Below are 16,613 nucleotides of genomic sequence, written 5' to 3'. Positions count from 1 at the left end.
ACGCTCCCGCAGGGTTAACCCCTGCCGGGGCGGCCTTGCCCGCGATTGCTTTTGTGGAACCCAATGAACATGACCACCCCACGCACCTCCAAAGCCACACGCCACAAGCCCAAGGCTACGGGTGAGAACAAACCGGCTGCACCTCGGGTAAAGCCCAGCCTGCACCCGCGCAACCGCCACCAGGGCCACTACGACTTTGCGCAACTGATCAAGATCTGCCCGGAACTGGGCGCGTTTGTGATCATCAACCCGTACGGCAAAGAGAGCATCGACTTCGCCAACCCGAGCGCAGTGCGGGTGTTCAACCGTGCGTTGCTCAAGTCCTTCTACGGCATTGCCCACTGGGACATTCCCGCTGACTACCTGTGCCCTCCGGTGCCGGGCCGCGCCGATTACGTGCACTTTCTCGCGGACTTGCTGGCCAGCGTCAACGATGGCCAGATCCCGCAGGGCGCCAATGTGCGCGTACTGGACATCGGCACCGGCGCCAACTGCGTCTACCCGCTGATCGGCCACTGCGAATACCGCTGGCAGTTCCTCGGCACCGACGTTGATGCCACGGCGGTCAAGACCGCCAAGGCGATTGTGCAGTCCAACAGTCTGAACAAAGCCATCAGCCTGCGCCTGCAGCCAGATCCGCAGAAGATCCTGCTGGACCTTCTGGACAGCAACGAGCGTTTCGACCTGACCATGTGCAACCCGCCGTTCCACGCCTCGCTGGACGAAGCCACGCGTGGCAGCGAGCGTAAATGGCGAGCACTGGGCAAGGCAGACCCCAAGCGCAAACTGCCAGTGCTGAACTTTGGTGGCCAGGCGGCCGAATTGTGGTGCGAAGGTGGCGAGCAACGCTTTGTGACCCAACTGATCCGCGAAAGCGTGCACGTGGGCCGTCAGGTGCTGTGGTTCAGCGTGCTGGTGTCCAAGGCTTCGAACCTGCCAGCGGTTCAGACCGCGCTGAAAAAAGCCGGCGCGCGTGAAAGCCAGGTGGTTGAAATGTCCCAAGGCAACAAGCAAAGCCGCTTTGTAGCCTGGACCTTCCACGACAAAGACCAGCAGCAAGTGTGGCGCGAGAAGAACTGGAAGTAAGCCTTCCCCCACTGTAGGAGCGAGCTTGCCTCGCGATCTTTTGATCTTCTAAAAGATCGCGAGGCAAGCTCGCTCCTACACAAGATTCTCGCCCATAAAAAAACCGCGCTTCGGATCACTCCCAAGCGCGGTTTTTTAATGCGTTCTTACTTGTTAACAGCGTCAGTCAGGCCTTTAGCCACAACGAGCTTGATAACTTTCTTGGCAGCGATTTCGATGGCAGCGCCAGTCGAAGGGTTACGGCCAGTACGGGCAGGACGCTCGGTCACTTTCAGTTTGCCAATACCTGGCAGAGTGATTTCGCCGCCATTTTCCAGCTGATCAGCAACGATTTGACCCAGTTGGTCCAGCAGAGCACGCACGGTAGTTTTCGGTGCGTCTACAGCTTCAGCCAGATCAGCGATCAGTTGGTCTTTAGTAATAGCCATTGAGATGTTCCTTCCCTATCAAATTCATTTGGTTTGCAAAGTGCAAGGTCAGCTATCGAGCCAGAAATCGAGGGTCTGGCACGCCCGTTTGCTTTCACGACGAATCGCGGATGTAGAGTGCTAAAACGGAGTTTGGTTCGACCTGACACAGGCTGAATGCATGCTTTGCGCCGTTACACAGCGCAAGACCGGGCAAAACTAGCACAGAGACGGTTAAATATCCGCCTCTACCTCGCCATTTGGTCAGCTTTATCGCCTTAAAAGCGTAAAAAAACCGCTCTACACCGTCCATCCCCTCCCTAAAGGCGGTACGAAGGCTGCCCAGTGGCTCAGGTGCGGTACACTTAGCGCCTTTCCGGGCGCATGCCCTCCCCGCTCATTATTCGCCGAGAAGCCCATGCCGATCCGTCATTGCATCGTTCATTTGATTGAGAAAAAACCCGACGGTACGCCCGCTGTTCTCCACGCCCGCGACTCTGAATTGGCCGAGTCCCAGGCCATCGAGAACATGCTCGCAGACCTCAACGAAAGCTATAACGCCAAGCAAGGCAAAGCCTGGGGCTTTTTTCATGCTGAATCCGGGGCGCATCCGTTCAGCGGCTGGCTCAAGGAGTACATGGAGGGCGGTCAGGACTTCACCGCGTTTAGCCGTGTGGCCGTCGAGCACCTGCAAAAGCTGATGGAAGAATCCAACCTGTCGGTGGGCGGCCACGTGCTGTTTGCCCATTACCAGCAAGGCATGACCGACTACCTGGCCATCGCCCTGTTGCACCACAGCGACGGCGTGGCGGTGAACTCGGAACTGGACGTGACCCCGTCACGCCATCTGGACCTGGGCCAGTTGCACCTGGCCGCGCGAATCAATATTTCCGAGTGGCAGAACAACAAACAGTCCAAGCAGTACATTTCCTTCATCAAAGGCAAAAACGGCAAAAAAGTTTCTGAGTATTTCCGCGACTTTATCGGTTGCCAGGAAGGCGTCGACGGCCCCGGCGAAACCCGCACGCTGCTCAAGGCGTTCAGTGATTTCGTTGAAAGCGAAGACCTGCCCGAAGAGTCCGCCCGTGAAAAAACCAAGACCCTGGTGGACTACGCCAGCAGCCAGGCCAAAATCGGTGAACCGATGGGCCTCGAAGAGTTGTCGGAGTTGATCGACGAAGAGCGCCCAAAGGCGTTTTACGACCACATCCGCAACAAGGACTACGGCCTGTCGCCGGAAATTCCGGCAGACAAACGCACCCTGAACCAGTTCCGCCGCTTCACCGGGCGCGCTGAGGGCTTGTCTATCAGCTTTGAAGCCCACTTGCTGGGCTCCAAGGTCGAATTCGATGAAGAAGCCGGCACACTCGTTATCAAGGGCCTGCCGACCCAACTGCTCGACCAGCTCAAGCGCAACAAGTGATGTTGAACGGCATCCTCAAGAAAGTCCTGTTTGTGCTGGTGGTGGTCGTGATCTTTCAGAACTGGGGCAAGATCGAGCGGGTACTCAACCCCTCCGGTGTTGTTCCGGAACACACCCGGGCCAGCGCCCGGGTGGTGCTGTACGCCACCGAGTGGTGCGGCTACTGCAAGGCCACGCGGCGCTTTCTGGATCAGAAAGGCATCCCGTACACAGAGTTTGATATCGACAAGGATGCCGCCGCGCGCCAGACCTACGAAGCACTGGGCGGACGCGGGATTCCGATTCTGGACGTCAATGGCACCTTGCTCAGGGACTTCAACCCGGACGCAATCCTCGCGGCGTTGAAATAACCAAAAATCTGTAGGAGCGAGCTTGCCTCGCGATCTTTTGATCGTTTAAAAGATCGCGAGACAAGCTCGCTCTTACAGTGCCAACTGACTTTGCACCAGGCACTCTTTGGCGCTTTTCTTGAGCTTTTTAATCAGCCGTTCCTGACGCAAGGCTTCGCCTTTGTCTGGCCACGATTCGACATACACCAGGGCCACCGCAGGGCTTGAGGCAAAAAAGCGCGCGCCTTTACCGGTCTGATGCTGCACGAAGCGGCGCGCCGGATCATCGCTGACCCCGCAGTACAACGAACCATTGGCCGCACGCACCAAATACACAAACCAAGGTTTGGAACTCACCTTTAACGTCCGGCTTGATACGCTTTGAGGCCTTTTTTCGCTTGAGCGCGAATGGCGTTTTTCACCAGCGGTGTCCAGCCCAGCAAAACGCCCTTGGCCCCCAACGCCTGTCGCGACCAGCGCCACAGGTCAAAGTGGTCATGGTGCTCGCAGATTTTGCCGTCGCGAAACACAAACCGGGCCTGAATATCGTTAACCACCGTATTGCCGGTCTGGCTGAACAGATACGTCGCCACCCAATGTGCACTGCCACGTTGCGCATCGGCCTGAACCTGATCGAAGGTCAGGCTGAAATCCTTGGCCCGCGTGGTCAGCATGCGCCACATATCGGTGGCGTTGTGACCGCGCAGTTCACCAAAGACCGGGTCGCTGAACACTACGTCGTCGGTGTAGCACTCGCCCATCGCTTGCGCATCAAGCTGTGCAAACGCTTGGTAAAAACGCGTGATTAACGCTTGATGGTCTTGGCTCATGGCTGGGTCCGTGCAGGTAGGAATCTGTGCACGATAATCTGCAATGAGCCGAAACACTACGGGCTTTGAATTTTCTCGCTCTGCACGTTGACGTACAGCGCGCGCCCGGCCCCCAGGCCCGCGACGATGGCACACAGGCCAATCACGGCAAAAATCCAGCCCAATGCATCCCAACCACCGGTCACTTCATGCACCACGCCCACTGCCAGCGGGCCCAGTGACGCCAGGGTGTAACCCACGCCCTGGGCCATGCCCGACAGGTTGGCGGCTACATGGGAATCGCGAGAACGCAGCACAATCAAGGTCAACGCCAGGCTGAACGTCCCGCCCTGCCCCAGGCCCAGCACAACAGCCCAACTCCACAAGCTGTCCATCGGCGCATACAGACAGCCAAACAGCCCGGCCAGGGTCAGGCCCATGACCAGCACGATCGCTAGACGCTGATCCTTGCCCCGCGTCGCCAGCCAGGGCGCTGTCAGTGCTGTGGCCAACTGCACGATCACTGAACCTGACATCACCAGACCGGCATCGGTCGGGGTCAGCCCACGGCCGATCAAAATCGATGGCAACCAACCAAACACGATGTAGGACAACGACGATTGCAGGCCCATGTAGAGCGTCACTTGCCATGCCAGCGGATCGCGTAAAAGCCCCTGCACCCGGTAAGCCACGTTGTGCGCGCCTTGTCGCTTACCCACCTGCGGCAACCAGAAAATAGCCGCCAACAAGGCCGGCAAGGCCCAAAAGCCCAGACCCATTGCCCAGCTGTCGCCCAGGTAATGACTCAGCGGCACCGTTGCCCCGGCCGCCAGTGCTGCGCCGAGGCACAACGCCATGGTGTAGACCCCGGTCATGGTCCCGGCATGCCCGGCAAAATCGCGTTTGATAATCCCCGGCAGCAATACGCCGATCACACCGATACTGGCGCCTGCCAGAATGCTCCCGGCAAACAGCCCGACCTCCCCCAGGCAACTGCGCAGCACGATCCCGCCGCCCAACGTCAGAAGAATCCCGAGCACCACCCGCTCAGTGCCAAAACGCCGCGCCAGAATCGGCGCCAAGGGCGCAAATACGCCCAGACACAGCACGGGCAAGGTGGTCAATAAACCGGCCTGCGCGGCCGACAAGCCCAGGCTGTCCGACACAATACCCAGCAAGGGCGCCACGCTCGACAGCGCCGGACGCAAATTCAGCGCCACCAGCACCAGCCCCAACAGCAACAACCACGGGCGCAGCACCACCGGCGGCGTCTGTTGCAGTTGCTCGTCATCAACTTCGGCGTCGATCAGTAATTCTTCCAGTTCGTCCAGATGACGAACGGCTTCGCTGCTGGCTGACGAGGGATGGTTCATGGCCTTCTCCGGTTCAGGGTTCATTGATCAACGTCCGGCAAAGCGCCATAGCCCGTTGTGGGTCTTGTTGTTTGACGGCCTCCAACAGTTCGACATGCAGGTCGAACACCGATTGGCGGCGCGGGTAAATATCCAGCGTCTTGCGCAACTGGCTGGAAACAATGCTTGAGGTGTAGCGGTACAACTCCGTCAACGCCGGGTTATGCGCGGCATCGATCACATGCTGATGGAACTGCAAGTCACAGCAAATGTAGGTGTCGAGTTCGCCGTGATAGTGCTGGCCACTGAGATCGAGCGCTTGCTGCATCAGCCGCAAGTCCTCATCGGTACGGCGTACGGCCGCAAGGCCAACGGCCTCAACTTCAAGGATGTGGCGCATCTCGCGCACCTGGTCCATCGAACAGGCCGACAACGTGCGCAAGGTGTCCATGGGATCGACCCGCCCGCGCAAATAACTGCCGTCGCCCTGGCGGATCTCAATCAGCCCGGCAAAGGCCAGCACGCGCATGGCTTCGCGCACCGTATTGCGGCTTATGCCCAACTCCGCCGCCAATTCCGGCTCCGTCGGCAAGCGTTGGCCGACCTCCCAGGCGCCGTTGTTTATCCGCGCGCGCAGCTGTTCAAGGGCCTGATCGACCAGGGAGCGTTTTATCAGTGGGGAAGCGTATGTCATGTATTCCGTCCTTTCATCCAATCATAGGATGAATTTTCCTACATGCTAGTCAGCGCCTTCCATAAGAGCAATCAACTACAGATTACAGGGCCGCTTAATTTGAACATTAATCGTTGAATAAAAAACCCTTAAAGGGTAGTTTTGAGCGCATTGAGGCACTCTCTTATGGAAAAGAAGACACCCCACTACACCCTTCAGTACATAAAAGGCGACGTAAAACGGCTGGGAGCCGTGGCGTTTACCAAAAGTGCGCTGGATGGTGGGCGCATGCTGGGGCTAACACTTGCCCAGATGCTATGGGTGATCGCGTCTCTGGAGCGCAGGCTCTTGTACAAATCAATGTCGACTTACGCAGACCCCAAAGTCTGGCAAGACGTCTACCACGCTCAAGCCTACGGCTTGGCCCTGTATATCAAGGTGACCTATCGTCCCGGTGGAGGGCCGCCCGTCATTGCCTTCAAGGAAAAAGACTGATGAGCAAGCATGATTGCTACACCTGTGGCGCACCCAACGCGATGCACCCGTTCAAGGGCCGCGATTTCACAGTGACGTTCAAACAATTAACCCGCCACGTGCCCAATCTGGCAGGCGAGCAATGCAGTGAATGTGCTGAGGTCGAGTTCGATGCGCCCAGCGCAGAGCGTTATGCCCTGGCAGGTGATGAACTGATCGAGGATGCCAAGCGGGTCGTGGCAGACGAGATGAAACGCATCCGCCGTAAATTGCACTTCACCCAAAAAAGCGCGGTGCAGTTACTGTCCGGCGGCGGCCACAATGCCTTCAGCCGCTATGAACGGGCCGAAGTCGAGCCGCCCAAACCGCTGTTTGTGTTGATGCGCCTGCTCGATCGCCACCCGGAACTGGTCAAGGAGCTGCACGCGATCTACGAATGCGCGGATATCAATGCGCTGTTGGAGCAAAAGCAGCAACAGCGCGAAAAAACACGTTAACCCCTCGGTCGCCGCGTTTGCATCAATGCAGAATTTGATTCAGGAACAGTTTGGTCCGGTCGTTCTGCGGGTTGTCGAAGAAGTCATTCGGCGCGGCCTGCTCGACGATTTCCCCCTTGTCCATAAAGATCACCCGATTGGCCACAGTCCGGGCAAAGCCCATTTCGTGGGTCACACAGAGCATGGTCATGCCGTCTTCGGCCAGGCCGATCATGGTGTCGAGTACTTCCTTGACCATTTCCGGATCGAGCGCTGAAGTCGGTTCGTCGAACAACATGATTTTGGGCTTCATGCACAGCGCACGGGCAATCGCCACCCGCTGCTGCTGACCACCGGACAACTGCCCCGGAAACTTGTGGGCCTGCTCCGGAATACGCACGCGCTGCAAGTAATGCATGGCAATTTCTTCGGCCTGGCGCTTGGGCATTTTGCGCACCCACATCGGCGCCAACGTGCAGTTTTGCAGGATGGTCAGATGCGGGAACAAGTTGAAGTGCTGGAACACCATGCCGACTTCACGGCGCACGGTTTCGATCTGCTTGATGTCGTTGGTCAGCTCAACTCCATCCACCACAATGCGCCCTTGCTGGTGTTCTTCAAGGCGATTGAGGCAGCGAATGGTGGTCGACTTGCCCGAACCCGAAGGCCCGCACAACACGATTCGTTCACCCGGCTGCACGTTCAGGTTAATGTCTTTGAGCACGTGAAACTGGCCGTACCACTTGTTAACGTCCTGCATCTGAATAATGCCTTCAGGGCTAGCAGGCTTTTTAATTGCTTCACTCATATCCAACTCCTACTAACGCTTGTGGCCAGTGTCCAGCTTGCGCTCCAGATGTATGGAGTAGCGGGACATACCGAAACAGAAAATCCAGAACACCAGGGCGGCAAACACATAACCCTCGGTCGCCATACCCAGCCAAGTCGGGTCGGCGGCGGCTTGTTTGACGCTGTTGAGCAGGTCAAACAGGCCGATGATGATCACCAGGCTGGTGTCCTTGAACAGGGCAATAAAGGTGTTCACGATGCCGGGAATAACCAGCTTCAGGGCTTGCGGCAAGATCACCAGGCCCATGCTGCGCCAATAACCCAGGCCCATGGCTGCCGACGCTTCGTACTGACCTTTGGGAATGGCCTGCAGGCCGCCGCGCACCACTTCGGCCACGTACGCCGACTGGAACAGGATCACCCCGATCAGCGCCCGCAGCAGCTTGTCGAAGTTCATGCCTTCAGGCAGAAACAACGGCAGCATCACCGATGACATGAACAGCACGGTGATCAACGGCACGCCACGCCAGAACTCGATGAACGTCACGCACACCACGCGAATCGCCGGCATGTCCGAGCGACGGCCCAACGCCAGTAAAATGCCCAATGGCAGTGCCCCGGCAATGCCCACGGTGGCAATTACCAGCGTAAGCATCAGACCGCCCCATTGGCTGGTGGCAACGGTGGTCAGGCCCCAATGCCCACCGTGCAGCAGGCTGTAGGCGAGGATCGGGTAGATCACCAAAAAGCTCAGCCCGTAAACCGCCTTGTGCTTGAAGCGCGAAATAAACAACGGCGCAGCACCAAAGATGGCCAACAACACCGTCGTATCGACGCGCCAGCGCAACGCGGCCGGGTAATAGCCATACATGAACTGGCTAAAACGCTGCTCGATAAACACCCAGCAGGCACCGCTTTTGGTGCAATCAGCCCGGGTCGTGCCCACCCAATTGGCGTCAAAGAGCGTCCAGCTCAGCAACGGCGGCACTATCAACCAGACCAGGTAGAGCGCAAACAGCGTAAGCAAGGTGTTGAGCCAACTGGAAAACAGGTTCGCCCGTGCCCAAGCAACCACGCCAATCCGGTTGCCCGGTGGCGGCATATCAGGTTTGAAAACATGCGTCGTCATGGTCGCGCCCTCACCGTTCGATCAGCGCAATGCGCGTGTTGTACCAGTTCATCAGGAGCGAAATGCTGATGCTGATCGCCAGATAAACGCTCATGGTGATGGCAATCACTTCAATCGCTTGCCCGGTCTGGTTCAGCACCGTACCGGCAAACAGCGAAACCATTTCCGGGTAGCCGATACCTGCCGCCAACGATGAGTTTTTCACCAGGTTGAGGTATTGACTGGTCAGCGGCGGAATGATCACTCGCAGCGCCTGCGGGATGATCACCTTGCGCAGCGTCGGCCCGGGGCGCAAGCCCAGCGAGGCCGCAGCTTCGGTCTGGCCATGGCTGACTGATTTGATGCCCGAACGCACGATCTCGGCAATAAAGGCTGCGGTGTACACCGTGAGGGCGATGGTCAGCGCCAGCAGTTCCGGGATCAGCACCCAGCCACCGACAAAATTGAAGCCCTTGAGCTCGGGCATTTCCCAATGCACCGGCGCGCCTATGACCAGCGCGCTCAGCCCTGGAATCACCAGTAACAGGCCCAGCGCGGCCCAAAAGGTGTGAAACGCAACGCCGGTGGCTTCAAAGCGTTTTTTCGCCCAGCGCAGCATCACCACCACGGCCACAATCGCCAGCAGCACACTGATCACAAACGGCCAGAACGCGGGTGTCGCAATGGCGGCCGGCATGTTCAGGCCACGGCTGCTCATGTAAAACGTGTCGGCAAAATTGTGGCTGTTACGCGGCCCCGGCATGGTCAAAAAGACCGCGAAGTACCAGAACAGGATTTGTAGCAACGGCGGGATATTGCGAAAAACCTCGACGTAGACCGTCGCCAGCTTGTTGATCATCCAGTTCGGAGACAAACGCGCGACGCCGACAATAAAGCCCAGAATGGTCGCCAGGACCACGCCGATCACCGACACCAGCAGCGTATTCAGCAAGCCGATCACAAAGACCCGGGCGTAGCTGTCGGACTCGGTGTAATCAATTAAATGCTGCGCAATACCAAACCCGGCACTGCGTTCCAAAAAGTCGAAACCCGAGGTAATCCCTCGGTGTTGCAGGTTGGTCTGAGTGTTGTTGAACAAGTACCAACCCATGAAGACCACCAACGCAACGGTGATGATCTGAAATACCCACGCACGCACACGTGGATCGCCAAGGCTGAGCCTGGGCTTGGGTGCGCCGACTTTTGTCTGCATGAAATGCCCCAGTAAAAAATGGATCAAAAACAACACCCGGTGGTTGGCCCACCGGGTGACAGGGCTTATCAGCGCACAGGCGGTGCGTATTGAATGCCGCCGTTGTTCCACAAGGCGTTCAGCCCGCGGTCGATGGCCAGAGGGGTGCTTTTACCGAGGTTTTTCTCGAACACTTCGCCGTAGTTACCGACCTGGCTGACGATCTGTACAACCCAGTCCTTCGGCAGTTTCAGGTCTTTGCCGTATTCGCCATCCGCACCCAGCAAACGGGCAACGTCCGGGTTTTTGGTCGACTTGGCTTCAGCCACGACGTTTTTAGAGGTGATGCCGGCTTCTTCAGCGTTGAGCATGGCAAACAGGGTCCAACGCACGATGCTGAACCAGTCTTCATCACCCTTGCGCACGACCGGGCCCAATGGCTCCTTGGAAATGGTTTCTGGCAAGACGATGTAGTCGTTCGGGTTGGCCAGCTTGCTGCGCTGTGCATACAGCTGGGATTTGTCCGAAGTCAGCACGTCGCAACGGCCGCTCTCGAGGGACTTGGCGCTTTCGTCAGAGGTATCGAAGGTGATCGGGGTGTATTTCAGGTTATTCGCCCGGAAGTAATCCGACACGTTGAGCTCAGTGGTGGTCCCGGCCTGAATGCAGATGGTCGCACCGTCCAGCTCTTTGGCACTTTTCACGCCCAGCTTGTTGTTGACCAAAAAGCCAACGCCGTCGTAATAGGTTACGCCGGTAAACAGCATGCCCATGCCCGCATCACGGGAACTGGTCCAGGTGGTGTTGCGCGACAGCACATCCACTTCGCCCGATTGCAGGGCAGTGAAGCGCTCCTTGGCGTTCAACTGGCTGAATTTGACCTTGGTGGCGTCGCCAAATACCGCAGCAGCGACGGCGCGGCAGACATCGGCATCGATCCCCAGAATCTTGCCGTCTTTGTCAGGCACCGAGAAACCCGGCAAACCGTCGCTGACACCGCATTGCACGAAGCCTTTCTTTTTAACGCCATCCAGTGTTGCGCCGGCATGAGCGAAACCCGTGACACTCAACACCACAGCGGCGGTGGCCAGGGCCAGGGTGGATTTCAACTGCTTCATTCAAACCTCCAGTCTTGCTTTGTTGTGTTTGAACAAGACCCGCCGCCCCCTTGTGAGGCATTGTTGACCCGTGTTGGCTTTTTATGGGGCCAAGCGGCATAAGCCTTGAGCGATGGATATATCGCACTCGCCTTCAAACTGAAGCGCTCACTTGAGCCGTTGAATTCCTTGTCTAACTTCACCCGTCAGGAGTTTTGCTGCCCCACCCTCGCCTGTAGCCTGTTAGTGTTACCCGCGAAGATGCTTCAGCTAACGTCCCTGTGCTCATAGCAAGGCCCGTACCACTGTGGAGATTTATGCATCTCGATATGTTTCTTTAGGTAAAACGTTCAAGCAGGCGACATCTTCTTTAAATTTGAATCGAACACGCACTCTTCTTGCGCACGCTTTTTGCGCGAGCGCCCAATAATGGAGCAGCCATGACCGAACCTCTGATCCTTCAACCGCAAAAGCCCGCAGACGCTTGTGTGATCTGGCTTCACGGCCTAGGTGCCGACCGCTACGACTTCCTCCCGGTGGCCGAAGCACTGCAAGAAACGCTGCTGACCACGCGGTTTGTTTTGCCACAGGCGCCGACCCGTGCAGTGACGATCAATGGCGGATATGCCATGCCCAGCTGGTACGACATCAAGGCCATGAGCCCGGCCCGTTCGATCAGTGAGCAAGAACTGAACGAATCGGCAGACACTGTGGTTGCGCTGATCGAAGCACAGAAAAGTGCCGGAATAGACGCCAGCCGAATTTTCCTCGCCGGTTTTTCCCAAGGCGGCGCCGTGGTCTTCCATACCGCCTATCTAAAATGGCAGGGCGCATTGGGTGGCGTACTTGCCCTCTCCACCTATGCCCCAACCTTCAGTAATGAGATGGAACTGTCCGCCAGCCAGCAACGCACGCCGGCTTTGTGCCTGCATGGCCAATATGACGAGGTCGTCCAGAATTCCATGGGCCGTACCGCGTATGAACACTTGAAGCGTTTGGGTGTGAGCGTTACATGGCAGGAGTACCCGATGGGGCACGAAGTGTTACCAGAAGAAATTCGCGACATCGGTGCCTGGCTGACCGAGCGCCTGCGCTAAAAACGAAACATCCAGTCGTTTACTACGCCGAGCACGCGACTTGCATTACACTGCCCGGCGTACACTCCTTAACCAACTGATGAGATGACCGTGCTCAAAGCACTCAAAAAAATATTCGGCAAAAGCGAGGCTGAGCCGCTCGCGCCAGCGTCCATGACTCCCCCCAGCAGCCCCAGCCCGCGAACCGACGCGCAACAGCCTGGCCGTTCTGCACCTGCACCCGCCGCGGTGTCCACGCCCGCAGCCACGCCCGCACCTGAACCTGCGCGCACAGAAAAACCCAAAGCGGCCAAACCACGGCGTACACCGGCGCCAAAGCCTGTGGTCATCCCGTGGAAACTCGAAGACTTCGTGGTTGAGCCACAAGAAGGCAAAACCCGCTTTCATGACTTCAAACTCACCCCTGAACTGATGCACGCCATCCAGGACCTGGGTTTCCCGTACTGCACGCCGATCCAGGCGCAAGTGCTGGGCTACACCTTGAGTGGCCGCGACGCCATTGGCCGCGCCCAGACCGGCACCGGCAAAACCGCAGCGTTTCTGGTCTCGATCATCAGCCAACTGACCCAGACCCCGCCGCCCAAAGAGCGTTACATGGGCGAGCCGCGCGCGCTGATCATTGCGCCGACCCGCGAACTGGTCGTGCAAATCGCTAAAGACGCCGCCGACCTGACCAAATACACCAACCTCAACGTCATGAGTTTCGTGGGCGGCATGGACTTCGACAAACAGCTCAAGCAGCTGGAAGCCCGTCACTGCGACATTCTGGTGGCCACACCGGGCCGTCTGCTGGACTTCAACCAGCGCGGCGAAGTGCACCTGGACATGGTTGAGGTCATGGTGCTCGATGAAGCTGACCGCATGCTCGACATGGGCTTCATCCCGCAAGTACGCCAGATCATTCGCCAGACGCCGCCGAAGGCTGAGCGTCAGACCTTGCTGTTCTCCGCGACCTTCACCGAAGACGTGATGAACCTGGCCAAACAGTGGACCACCGACCCTGCGATCGTTGAAATCGAAGCGCAGAACGTGGCCAACGAATTGGTTGAGCAACACGTGTACGCGGTGGCGGGTGCTGACAAATACAAACTGTTATTCAACCTGGTGAACGACAACGGCTGGGAACGCGTGATCGTATTTGCCAACCGCAAAGACGAAGTGCGACGCATCGAAGAACGCCTGGTGCGCGACGGCATCAATGCTGCGCAACTGTCGGGTGACGTGCCCCAGCACAAACGCATCAAGACCCTCGAAGGCTTTCGCGAAGGCAAAATCCGCGTCTTGGTGGCCACCGACGTCGCGGGTCGCGGCATCCACATCGACGGCATCAGCCACGTGATCAACTTTACCCTGCCCGAAGTGCCGGACGACTACGTGCACCGTATTGGCCGTACAGGTCGTGCGGGTGCAGCGGGTGTCTCCATCAGCTTTGCCGGTGAAGACGACTCGTACCAGTTGCCGTCCATCGAAGAAAAGCTGGGCCGCAAAATCAGCTGCGAAACACCGCCGACTGAACTGCTGCGCCCTGTGGTCAGAGCGGTGCGCAAGCCGCATGATCCGAGTGAAACGGCTTAAAACGTCAGCCCCGACGTCTGCATAGGGGGCGGGTTTTCGCGATCTTTTAAGCCAAAAGATCGCGAGGCGAGCTCGCTCCTACAGTGGTTTTTTGAGCATTTCGCACTGCGGGCACACTGATTTGCCTTCGCTCAACGCCAGCATTTGCGTTGAAGGCGCTAGCGACACGCCTTGCATGGGCGCCACTTCCCCCGGCAACAATGGCACCGCAGGCAGGCCCGGCACGGGCAAGCCGCCCAGCAATATCGGGCAACTGGCGTAGATGCCCGCCGCACCAATCAATACATGCTGCCCGCCCGCCATCAGGGTGATGTTGGCCCCGGCCTGCAGGACTACCCGCGCCCCGGCCTTGATATGCACTTGCATCCCTGCTTCAGCCACTAGCGCGCCGCCCACCACGGTGTGGCTGCTGACGGCCACGGCCAGGTGATCGTTGGCCTTGAGCTGGACCTTGCGATCCAGGCTGACGGTGCGCTGTTCTTGCGCCTTGAGCACCGAAACGCTGTTGCCGGTGACGGTTTCTTCGCGCTTGCCCTCGATCTGCAAGCGGCTGTCGTTTTTGATGTGTTGTTGCAGATCGCGCTGGGCGTGGAGGTAGATATGTTCCAGGCCTTTGCGGTCTTCGATGCGCAGTTCGTTGTAGCCGCTCCCGCCTGGAGTGCTGCGGCTGCGTAATACGCTTTGAGTTTTGTTGGCGGGCAGTGCGAGCGGGGTCGGGTTGAGGCTGTTGGCCAGGCAACCGTTGATGATGGGCTGGTCCGGGTCACCATTGAGGTAACCCACCAGCACTTCCATGCCCACACGCGGGATGGTCACCGCGCCGTGGTTGTCCCCCGCCCAACTCGACGAGACGCGCAACCAGCAGCTGCTTTGGTCGTCATCCGCAGCGCTGCGGTCCCAATGAAATTTAACCCGCACCCGGCCGTACTCATCGCAATGGATCTCTTCCCCCACCGGCCCGGTGACGCGAGCCGTTTGGCTGCCGATCAGGCGTGGCTTGGGGAAGACGGTTTGCGGGCGGTAGGTCACCGCCTCTGGCGTCGCCTGGAAGGTGTTGCGATAGCCTTGGCTAAAGCCGCCTGCGTCGGCCTGCGCCGTGTTGGCGCCATACTCTTCCAGCACTTGCGGCTGCTTGCCTTCGTGCTGAACGCCAATCAACAGCCAGCCGCTATTGAACGTCGCATTGGGGTGCCCGGTCATCGGCAAAAAGTGCCCCGTGCTCAGGCTCGGTTGATTGCTGCTGCCGCTGGCCTGGCAGTAGCCGGTTTGATGATGCTCAAGTGTGCGCTGGCTTTGCAGTTGGCCTAGGGCCGTTTCAGTGAAGCGCCCCGGATAGCTGTAGTTTTCAAGGGCGCGCTCGTTATGTTCAGCGCTGCTGCCTGCCTCCAGCGTGCGGCTGGCCTGCTGAAAGTCATAATCGCGGCGAAACGTACGGTTGGTGCTGGCCTGCAAGCGCAGTCCAAAGTGATCGATGGACGGCTGCGAAGCAACCATGCCCGCACGGTGTACGTAGGGCGTCGGTTGGTTGAGCGAGGTAAACGCTTGCTGCTTGTCGCCGAACACCAGGTGATGGCCGTCTGGCGAGTGCCGAAAGTGGTAGTGGAAGCCCTCTTCGAAACACAGACGCTGAATAAAGCGCAAATCGGACTCGCCGTATTGCACGCAATAATCCCGTGGCGTGTAAGACGAGAACGAATTGAAGGTGTAGGCGTTGCCGAGAATGCCGTGCTCTTCGAGCAGGGTCTCGATGATTTGCTGCACGGTTAAATGCTGAAAAATACGGTGGTTGGTGCGATGGGCCAGGTAGGCCAGTTGCGGTTCCAGTGTCAGGCGATAGTGCGTCAAGCGCGTGCCGGGGCTGCTGCGACCCATGCTGGAAATATGCCCGTGGATCCCCAGCCCTTGGCCGTCAAATGCGAGGAACGCAGGCTGATGCAGCCATGCCTCGAGGTCCAGGTCAGCGCGTGCGCTGACCAGTTCAAGTTCAAAGGCATAAGGCGTGCTGATGGCTCCATTGCCCGTGAAGGCCAACACCTGAAGCTCATGGTCGACGCCCTTGATGCTCAGGTTAAAACGGTTGTTACGGGCTGAAATGGCCATCCGTGAATCCTTCCCGACAGAGAGGCAGGCACGCTAACGGATGAACAGGAATCGACGCTGTAGGAGACTTCTGAAAAAAATAAAAGAAATCACGCTGTGTCCTGGCTGCGATATTTTGTTCCCTAAAAGATCGCAGCCTTCGTGCCTCGCCAGCTCCTACAATTCGGAGGATGAACGCTGCCAGCGCTTAGCGGCGGCGTCGTCGCTGGACCGGCCTTCGACCCAGCGCGGGCCGTCGGCGGTGTGTTCTTTCTTCCAGAAGGGTGCGCGGGTTTTCAGGTAGTCCATCACGAACGCGCAGGCATCAAAAGCCGCCTGACGATGGGCGCTGGCCACGCCGACAAAAACGATGGGCTCACCCGGCTCCAGCGCCCCCACCCGGTGCAGCACTTCGAGGCTGAGCAGCGGCCAGCGCTGTTGCGCTTCGACCACGATTTTGGCCAAGGCCTTTTCGGTCATGCCGGGGTAATGCTCGAGAAACATCCCCGCTACATCGCGCCCGTCATTGAAGTCGCGCACGTACCCCACAAAACTCACCACCGCGCCCACACCCAGGTTGGCCGCGTGCAGTGCGTTGACTTCTGCGCCCGGATCAAAGGCAGCTGCTTGCACCCGAATGGCCATGG

Annotated in this window: 18 protein-coding genes; 7 read left to right on the top strand and 11 right to left on the bottom strand. The window is 58.3% G+C overall.

Going from position 1 to position 16,613, the window contains the following annotated elements:
• Positions 1-69: 69 nt before the first annotated feature.
• A complete protein-coding gene (gene rlmF, locus GHO32_RS05340) occupies positions 70-1,086 on the top strand; it encodes a 23S rRNA (adenine(1618)-N(6))-methyltransferase RlmF (RefSeq protein WP_123750133.1) in 1,017 nt (338 codons plus the stop codon).
• Between the two features lie 146 nt (positions 1,087-1,232).
• On the opposite strand, the gene GHO32_RS05335 is transcribed toward rlmF, so the two are convergent.
• Positions 1,233-1,514 carry an HU family DNA-binding protein gene (locus GHO32_RS05335; RefSeq protein ID WP_019412143.1) on the bottom strand — a complete coding sequence of 94 codons (282 nt, stop codon included), beginning with the start codon at positions 1,512-1,514 and terminating at the stop codon, positions 1,233-1,235.
• A gap of 397 nt (positions 1,515-1,911) precedes the next feature.
• Here GHO32_RS05335 and yejK point away from each other — a divergent pair, with 397 nt between their 5' ends.
• Together yejK and GHO32_RS05325 are read left to right on the top strand one after the other, a co-directional pair.
• Positions 1,912-2,916: a nucleoid-associated protein YejK gene (gene yejK / locus GHO32_RS05330; protein ID WP_048368212.1), complete on the top strand. Its 1,005-nt coding sequence runs from the start codon at positions 1,912-1,914 to the stop codon at positions 2,914-2,916.
• Positions 2,916-3,266: a glutaredoxin family protein gene (locus tag GHO32_RS05325; RefSeq protein WP_153333446.1), complete on the top strand. Its 351-nt coding sequence runs from the start codon at positions 2,916-2,918 to the stop codon at positions 3,264-3,266. Before yejK ends, GHO32_RS05325 begins: the two co-directional genes overlap by 1 nt.
• A 72-nt stretch (positions 3,267-3,338) precedes the next feature.
• Here GHO32_RS05325 and GHO32_RS05320 read toward each other — a convergent pair whose 3' ends face one another.
• Genes GHO32_RS05320 through GHO32_RS05305 form a run of 4 tightly spaced genes read right to left on the bottom strand, consistent with a single transcriptional unit; the run spans position 3,339 to position 6,100 of the window.
• A complete protein-coding gene (locus tag GHO32_RS05320; RefSeq protein ID WP_123749676.1) occupies positions 3,339-3,602 on the bottom strand; it encodes a GIY-YIG nuclease family protein in 264 nt (87 codons plus the stop codon).
• Positions 3,603-3,604: 2 nt separating this feature from the next.
• Positions 3,605-4,075, bottom strand: coding sequence for a nuclear transport factor 2 family protein (locus GHO32_RS05315; RefSeq protein ID WP_123749675.1), 471 nt, complete (start codon positions 4,073-4,075; stop codon positions 3,605-3,607).
• Between the two features lie 56 nt (positions 4,076-4,131).
• Positions 4,132-5,451: a CynX/NimT family MFS transporter gene (locus GHO32_RS05310; RefSeq protein ID WP_153333448.1), complete on the bottom strand. Its 1,320-nt coding sequence runs from the start codon at positions 5,449-5,451 to the stop codon at positions 4,132-4,134.
• Positions 5,441-6,100, bottom strand: coding sequence for a FadR/GntR family transcriptional regulator (locus tag GHO32_RS05305; RefSeq protein ID WP_153333450.1), 660 nt, complete (start codon positions 6,098-6,100; stop codon positions 5,441-5,443). The genes GHO32_RS05310 and GHO32_RS05305 overlap by 11 nt, the downstream gene beginning before the upstream one ends.
• A 165-nt stretch (positions 6,101-6,265) precedes the next feature.
• On the opposite strand from GHO32_RS05305, the gene GHO32_RS05300 reads away from it, so the two are divergent.
• Positions 6,266-6,574, top strand: a complete 309-nt coding sequence (locus tag GHO32_RS05300; RefSeq protein WP_153333452.1) for a type II toxin-antitoxin system MqsR family toxin — start codon at positions 6,266-6,268, stop codon at positions 6,572-6,574.
• Positions 6,574-7,050, top strand: coding sequence for a type II toxin-antitoxin system MqsA family antitoxin (locus tag GHO32_RS05295; protein ID WP_153333455.1), 477 nt, complete (start codon positions 6,574-6,576; stop codon positions 7,048-7,050). The genes GHO32_RS05300 and GHO32_RS05295 overlap by 1 nt, the downstream gene beginning before the upstream one ends.
• 22 nt (positions 7,051-7,072) lie before the next feature.
• Here GHO32_RS05295 and GHO32_RS05290 read toward each other — a convergent pair whose 3' ends face one another.
• The 4 genes from GHO32_RS05290 to GHO32_RS05275 all read right to left on the bottom strand — a co-directional run bounded on the left by GHO32_RS05290 (position 7,073) and on the right by GHO32_RS05275 (position 11,236).
• The gene (locus GHO32_RS05290) at positions 7,073-7,837 is read right to left on the bottom strand and encodes an amino acid ABC transporter ATP-binding protein (RefSeq protein ID WP_123749670.1); all 765 of its coding nucleotides are present in this window, start codon (positions 7,835-7,837) and stop codon (positions 7,073-7,075) included.
• Positions 7,838-7,849: 12 nt separating this feature from the next.
• Positions 7,850-8,947: an amino acid ABC transporter permease gene (locus tag GHO32_RS05285; RefSeq protein WP_048368225.1), complete on the bottom strand. Its 1,098-nt coding sequence runs from the start codon at positions 8,945-8,947 to the stop codon at positions 7,850-7,852.
• 10 nt (positions 8,948-8,957) lie between these two features.
• Positions 8,958-10,139 carry an amino acid ABC transporter permease gene (locus GHO32_RS05280; protein ID WP_153333457.1) on the bottom strand — a complete coding sequence of 394 codons (1,182 nt, stop codon included), beginning with the start codon at positions 10,137-10,139 and terminating at the stop codon, positions 8,958-8,960.
• Between the two features lie 68 nt (positions 10,140-10,207).
• On the bottom strand, positions 10,208-11,236 hold the full coding sequence (locus GHO32_RS05275; RefSeq protein WP_048368227.1) for an amino acid ABC transporter substrate-binding protein: 1,029 nt from the start codon (positions 11,234-11,236) through the stop codon (positions 10,208-10,210).
• Between the two features lie 419 nt (positions 11,237-11,655).
• On the opposite strand from GHO32_RS05275, the gene GHO32_RS05270 reads away from it, so the two are divergent.
• On the top strand, positions 11,656-12,312 hold the full coding sequence (locus GHO32_RS05270) for an alpha/beta hydrolase (protein WP_153333459.1): 657 nt from the start codon (positions 11,656-11,658) through the stop codon (positions 12,310-12,312).
• 84 nt (positions 12,313-12,396) lie between these two features.
• On the top strand, positions 12,397-13,887 hold the full coding sequence (gene rhlB, locus GHO32_RS05265) for an ATP-dependent RNA helicase RhlB (RefSeq protein WP_153333461.1): 1,491 nt from the start codon (positions 12,397-12,399) through the stop codon (positions 13,885-13,887).
• A gap of 78 nt (positions 13,888-13,965) precedes the next feature.
• Here rhlB and GHO32_RS05260 read toward each other — a convergent pair whose 3' ends face one another.
• Complete coding sequence (locus GHO32_RS05260) at positions 13,966-15,987, bottom strand: type VI secretion system tip protein VgrG (RefSeq protein ID WP_153442786.1); 2,022 nt, start codon at positions 15,985-15,987, stop codon at positions 13,966-13,968.
• 156 nt (positions 15,988-16,143) lie between these two features.
• Positions 16,144-16,611 (bottom strand): molybdopterin synthase catalytic subunit MoaE, encoded by a 468-nt coding sequence (moaE, locus tag GHO32_RS05255; protein ID WP_153333465.1) that lies wholly within the window; start codon positions 16,609-16,611, stop codon positions 16,144-16,146.
• Positions 16,612-16,613 lie beyond the last annotated feature (2 nt).

Origin of the sequence: Pseudomonas sp. FSL R10-2189, from assembly GCF_009600325.1 — a bacterium.
In the GTDB taxonomy this organism is placed as follows: Bacteria; Pseudomonadota; Gammaproteobacteria; order Pseudomonadales; family Pseudomonadaceae; genus Aquipseudomonas; species Aquipseudomonas helleri.
This window is presented reverse-complemented; position numbering and strand designations above follow the sequence as displayed.

Coding starts and splice junctions, on each gene's coding strand:
- rlmF (WP_123750133.1), top strand. CDS start 70: ATGACCACCCCACGCACCTCCAAAGCCACACGCCACAAGCCCAAGGCT.
- GHO32_RS05335 (WP_019412143.1), bottom strand. CDS start 1,514: ATGGCTATTACTAAAGACCAACTGATCGCTGATCTGGCTGAAGCTGTA.
- yejK (WP_048368212.1), top strand. CDS start 1,912: ATGCCGATCCGTCATTGCATCGTTCATTTGATTGAGAAAAAACCCGAC.
- GHO32_RS05325 (WP_153333446.1), top strand. CDS start 2,916: ATGTTGAACGGCATCCTCAAGAAAGTCCTGTTTGTGCTGGTGGTGGTC.
- GHO32_RS05315 (WP_123749675.1), bottom strand. CDS start 4,075: ATGAGCCAAGACCATCAAGCGTTAATCACGCGTTTTTACCAAGCGTTT.
- GHO32_RS05310 (WP_153333448.1), bottom strand. CDS start 5,451: ATGAACCCTGAACCGGAGAAGGCCATGAACCATCCCTCGTCAGCCAGC.
- GHO32_RS05305 (WP_153333450.1), bottom strand. CDS start 6,100: ATGACATACGCTTCCCCACTGATAAAACGCTCCCTGGTCGATCAGGCC.
- GHO32_RS05300 (WP_153333452.1), top strand. CDS start 6,266: ATGGAAAAGAAGACACCCCACTACACCCTTCAGTACATAAAAGGCGAC.
- GHO32_RS05295 (WP_153333455.1), top strand. CDS start 6,574: ATGAGCAAGCATGATTGCTACACCTGTGGCGCACCCAACGCGATGCAC.
- GHO32_RS05290 (WP_123749670.1), bottom strand. CDS start 7,837: ATGAGTGAAGCAATTAAAAAGCCTGCTAGCCCTGAAGGCATTATTCAG.
- GHO32_RS05285 (WP_048368225.1), bottom strand. CDS start 8,947: ATGACGACGCATGTTTTCAAACCTGATATGCCGCCACCGGGCAACCGG.
- GHO32_RS05280 (WP_153333457.1), bottom strand. CDS start 10,139: ATGCAGACAAAAGTCGGCGCACCCAAGCCCAGGCTCAGCCTTGGCGAT.
- GHO32_RS05275 (WP_048368227.1), bottom strand. CDS start 11,236: ATGAAGCAGTTGAAATCCACCCTGGCCCTGGCCACCGCCGCTGTGGTG.
- GHO32_RS05270 (WP_153333459.1), top strand. CDS start 11,656: ATGACCGAACCTCTGATCCTTCAACCGCAAAAGCCCGCAGACGCTTGT.
- rhlB (WP_153333461.1), top strand. CDS start 12,397: ATGACCGTGCTCAAAGCACTCAAAAAAATATTCGGCAAAAGCGAGGCT.
- GHO32_RS05260 (WP_153442786.1), bottom strand. CDS start 15,987: ATGGCCATTTCAGCCCGTAACAACCGTTTTAACCTGAGCATCAAGGGC.
- moaE (WP_153333465.1), bottom strand. CDS start 16,611: ATGGCCATTCGGGTGCAAGCAGCTGCCTTTGATCCGGGCGCAGAAGTC.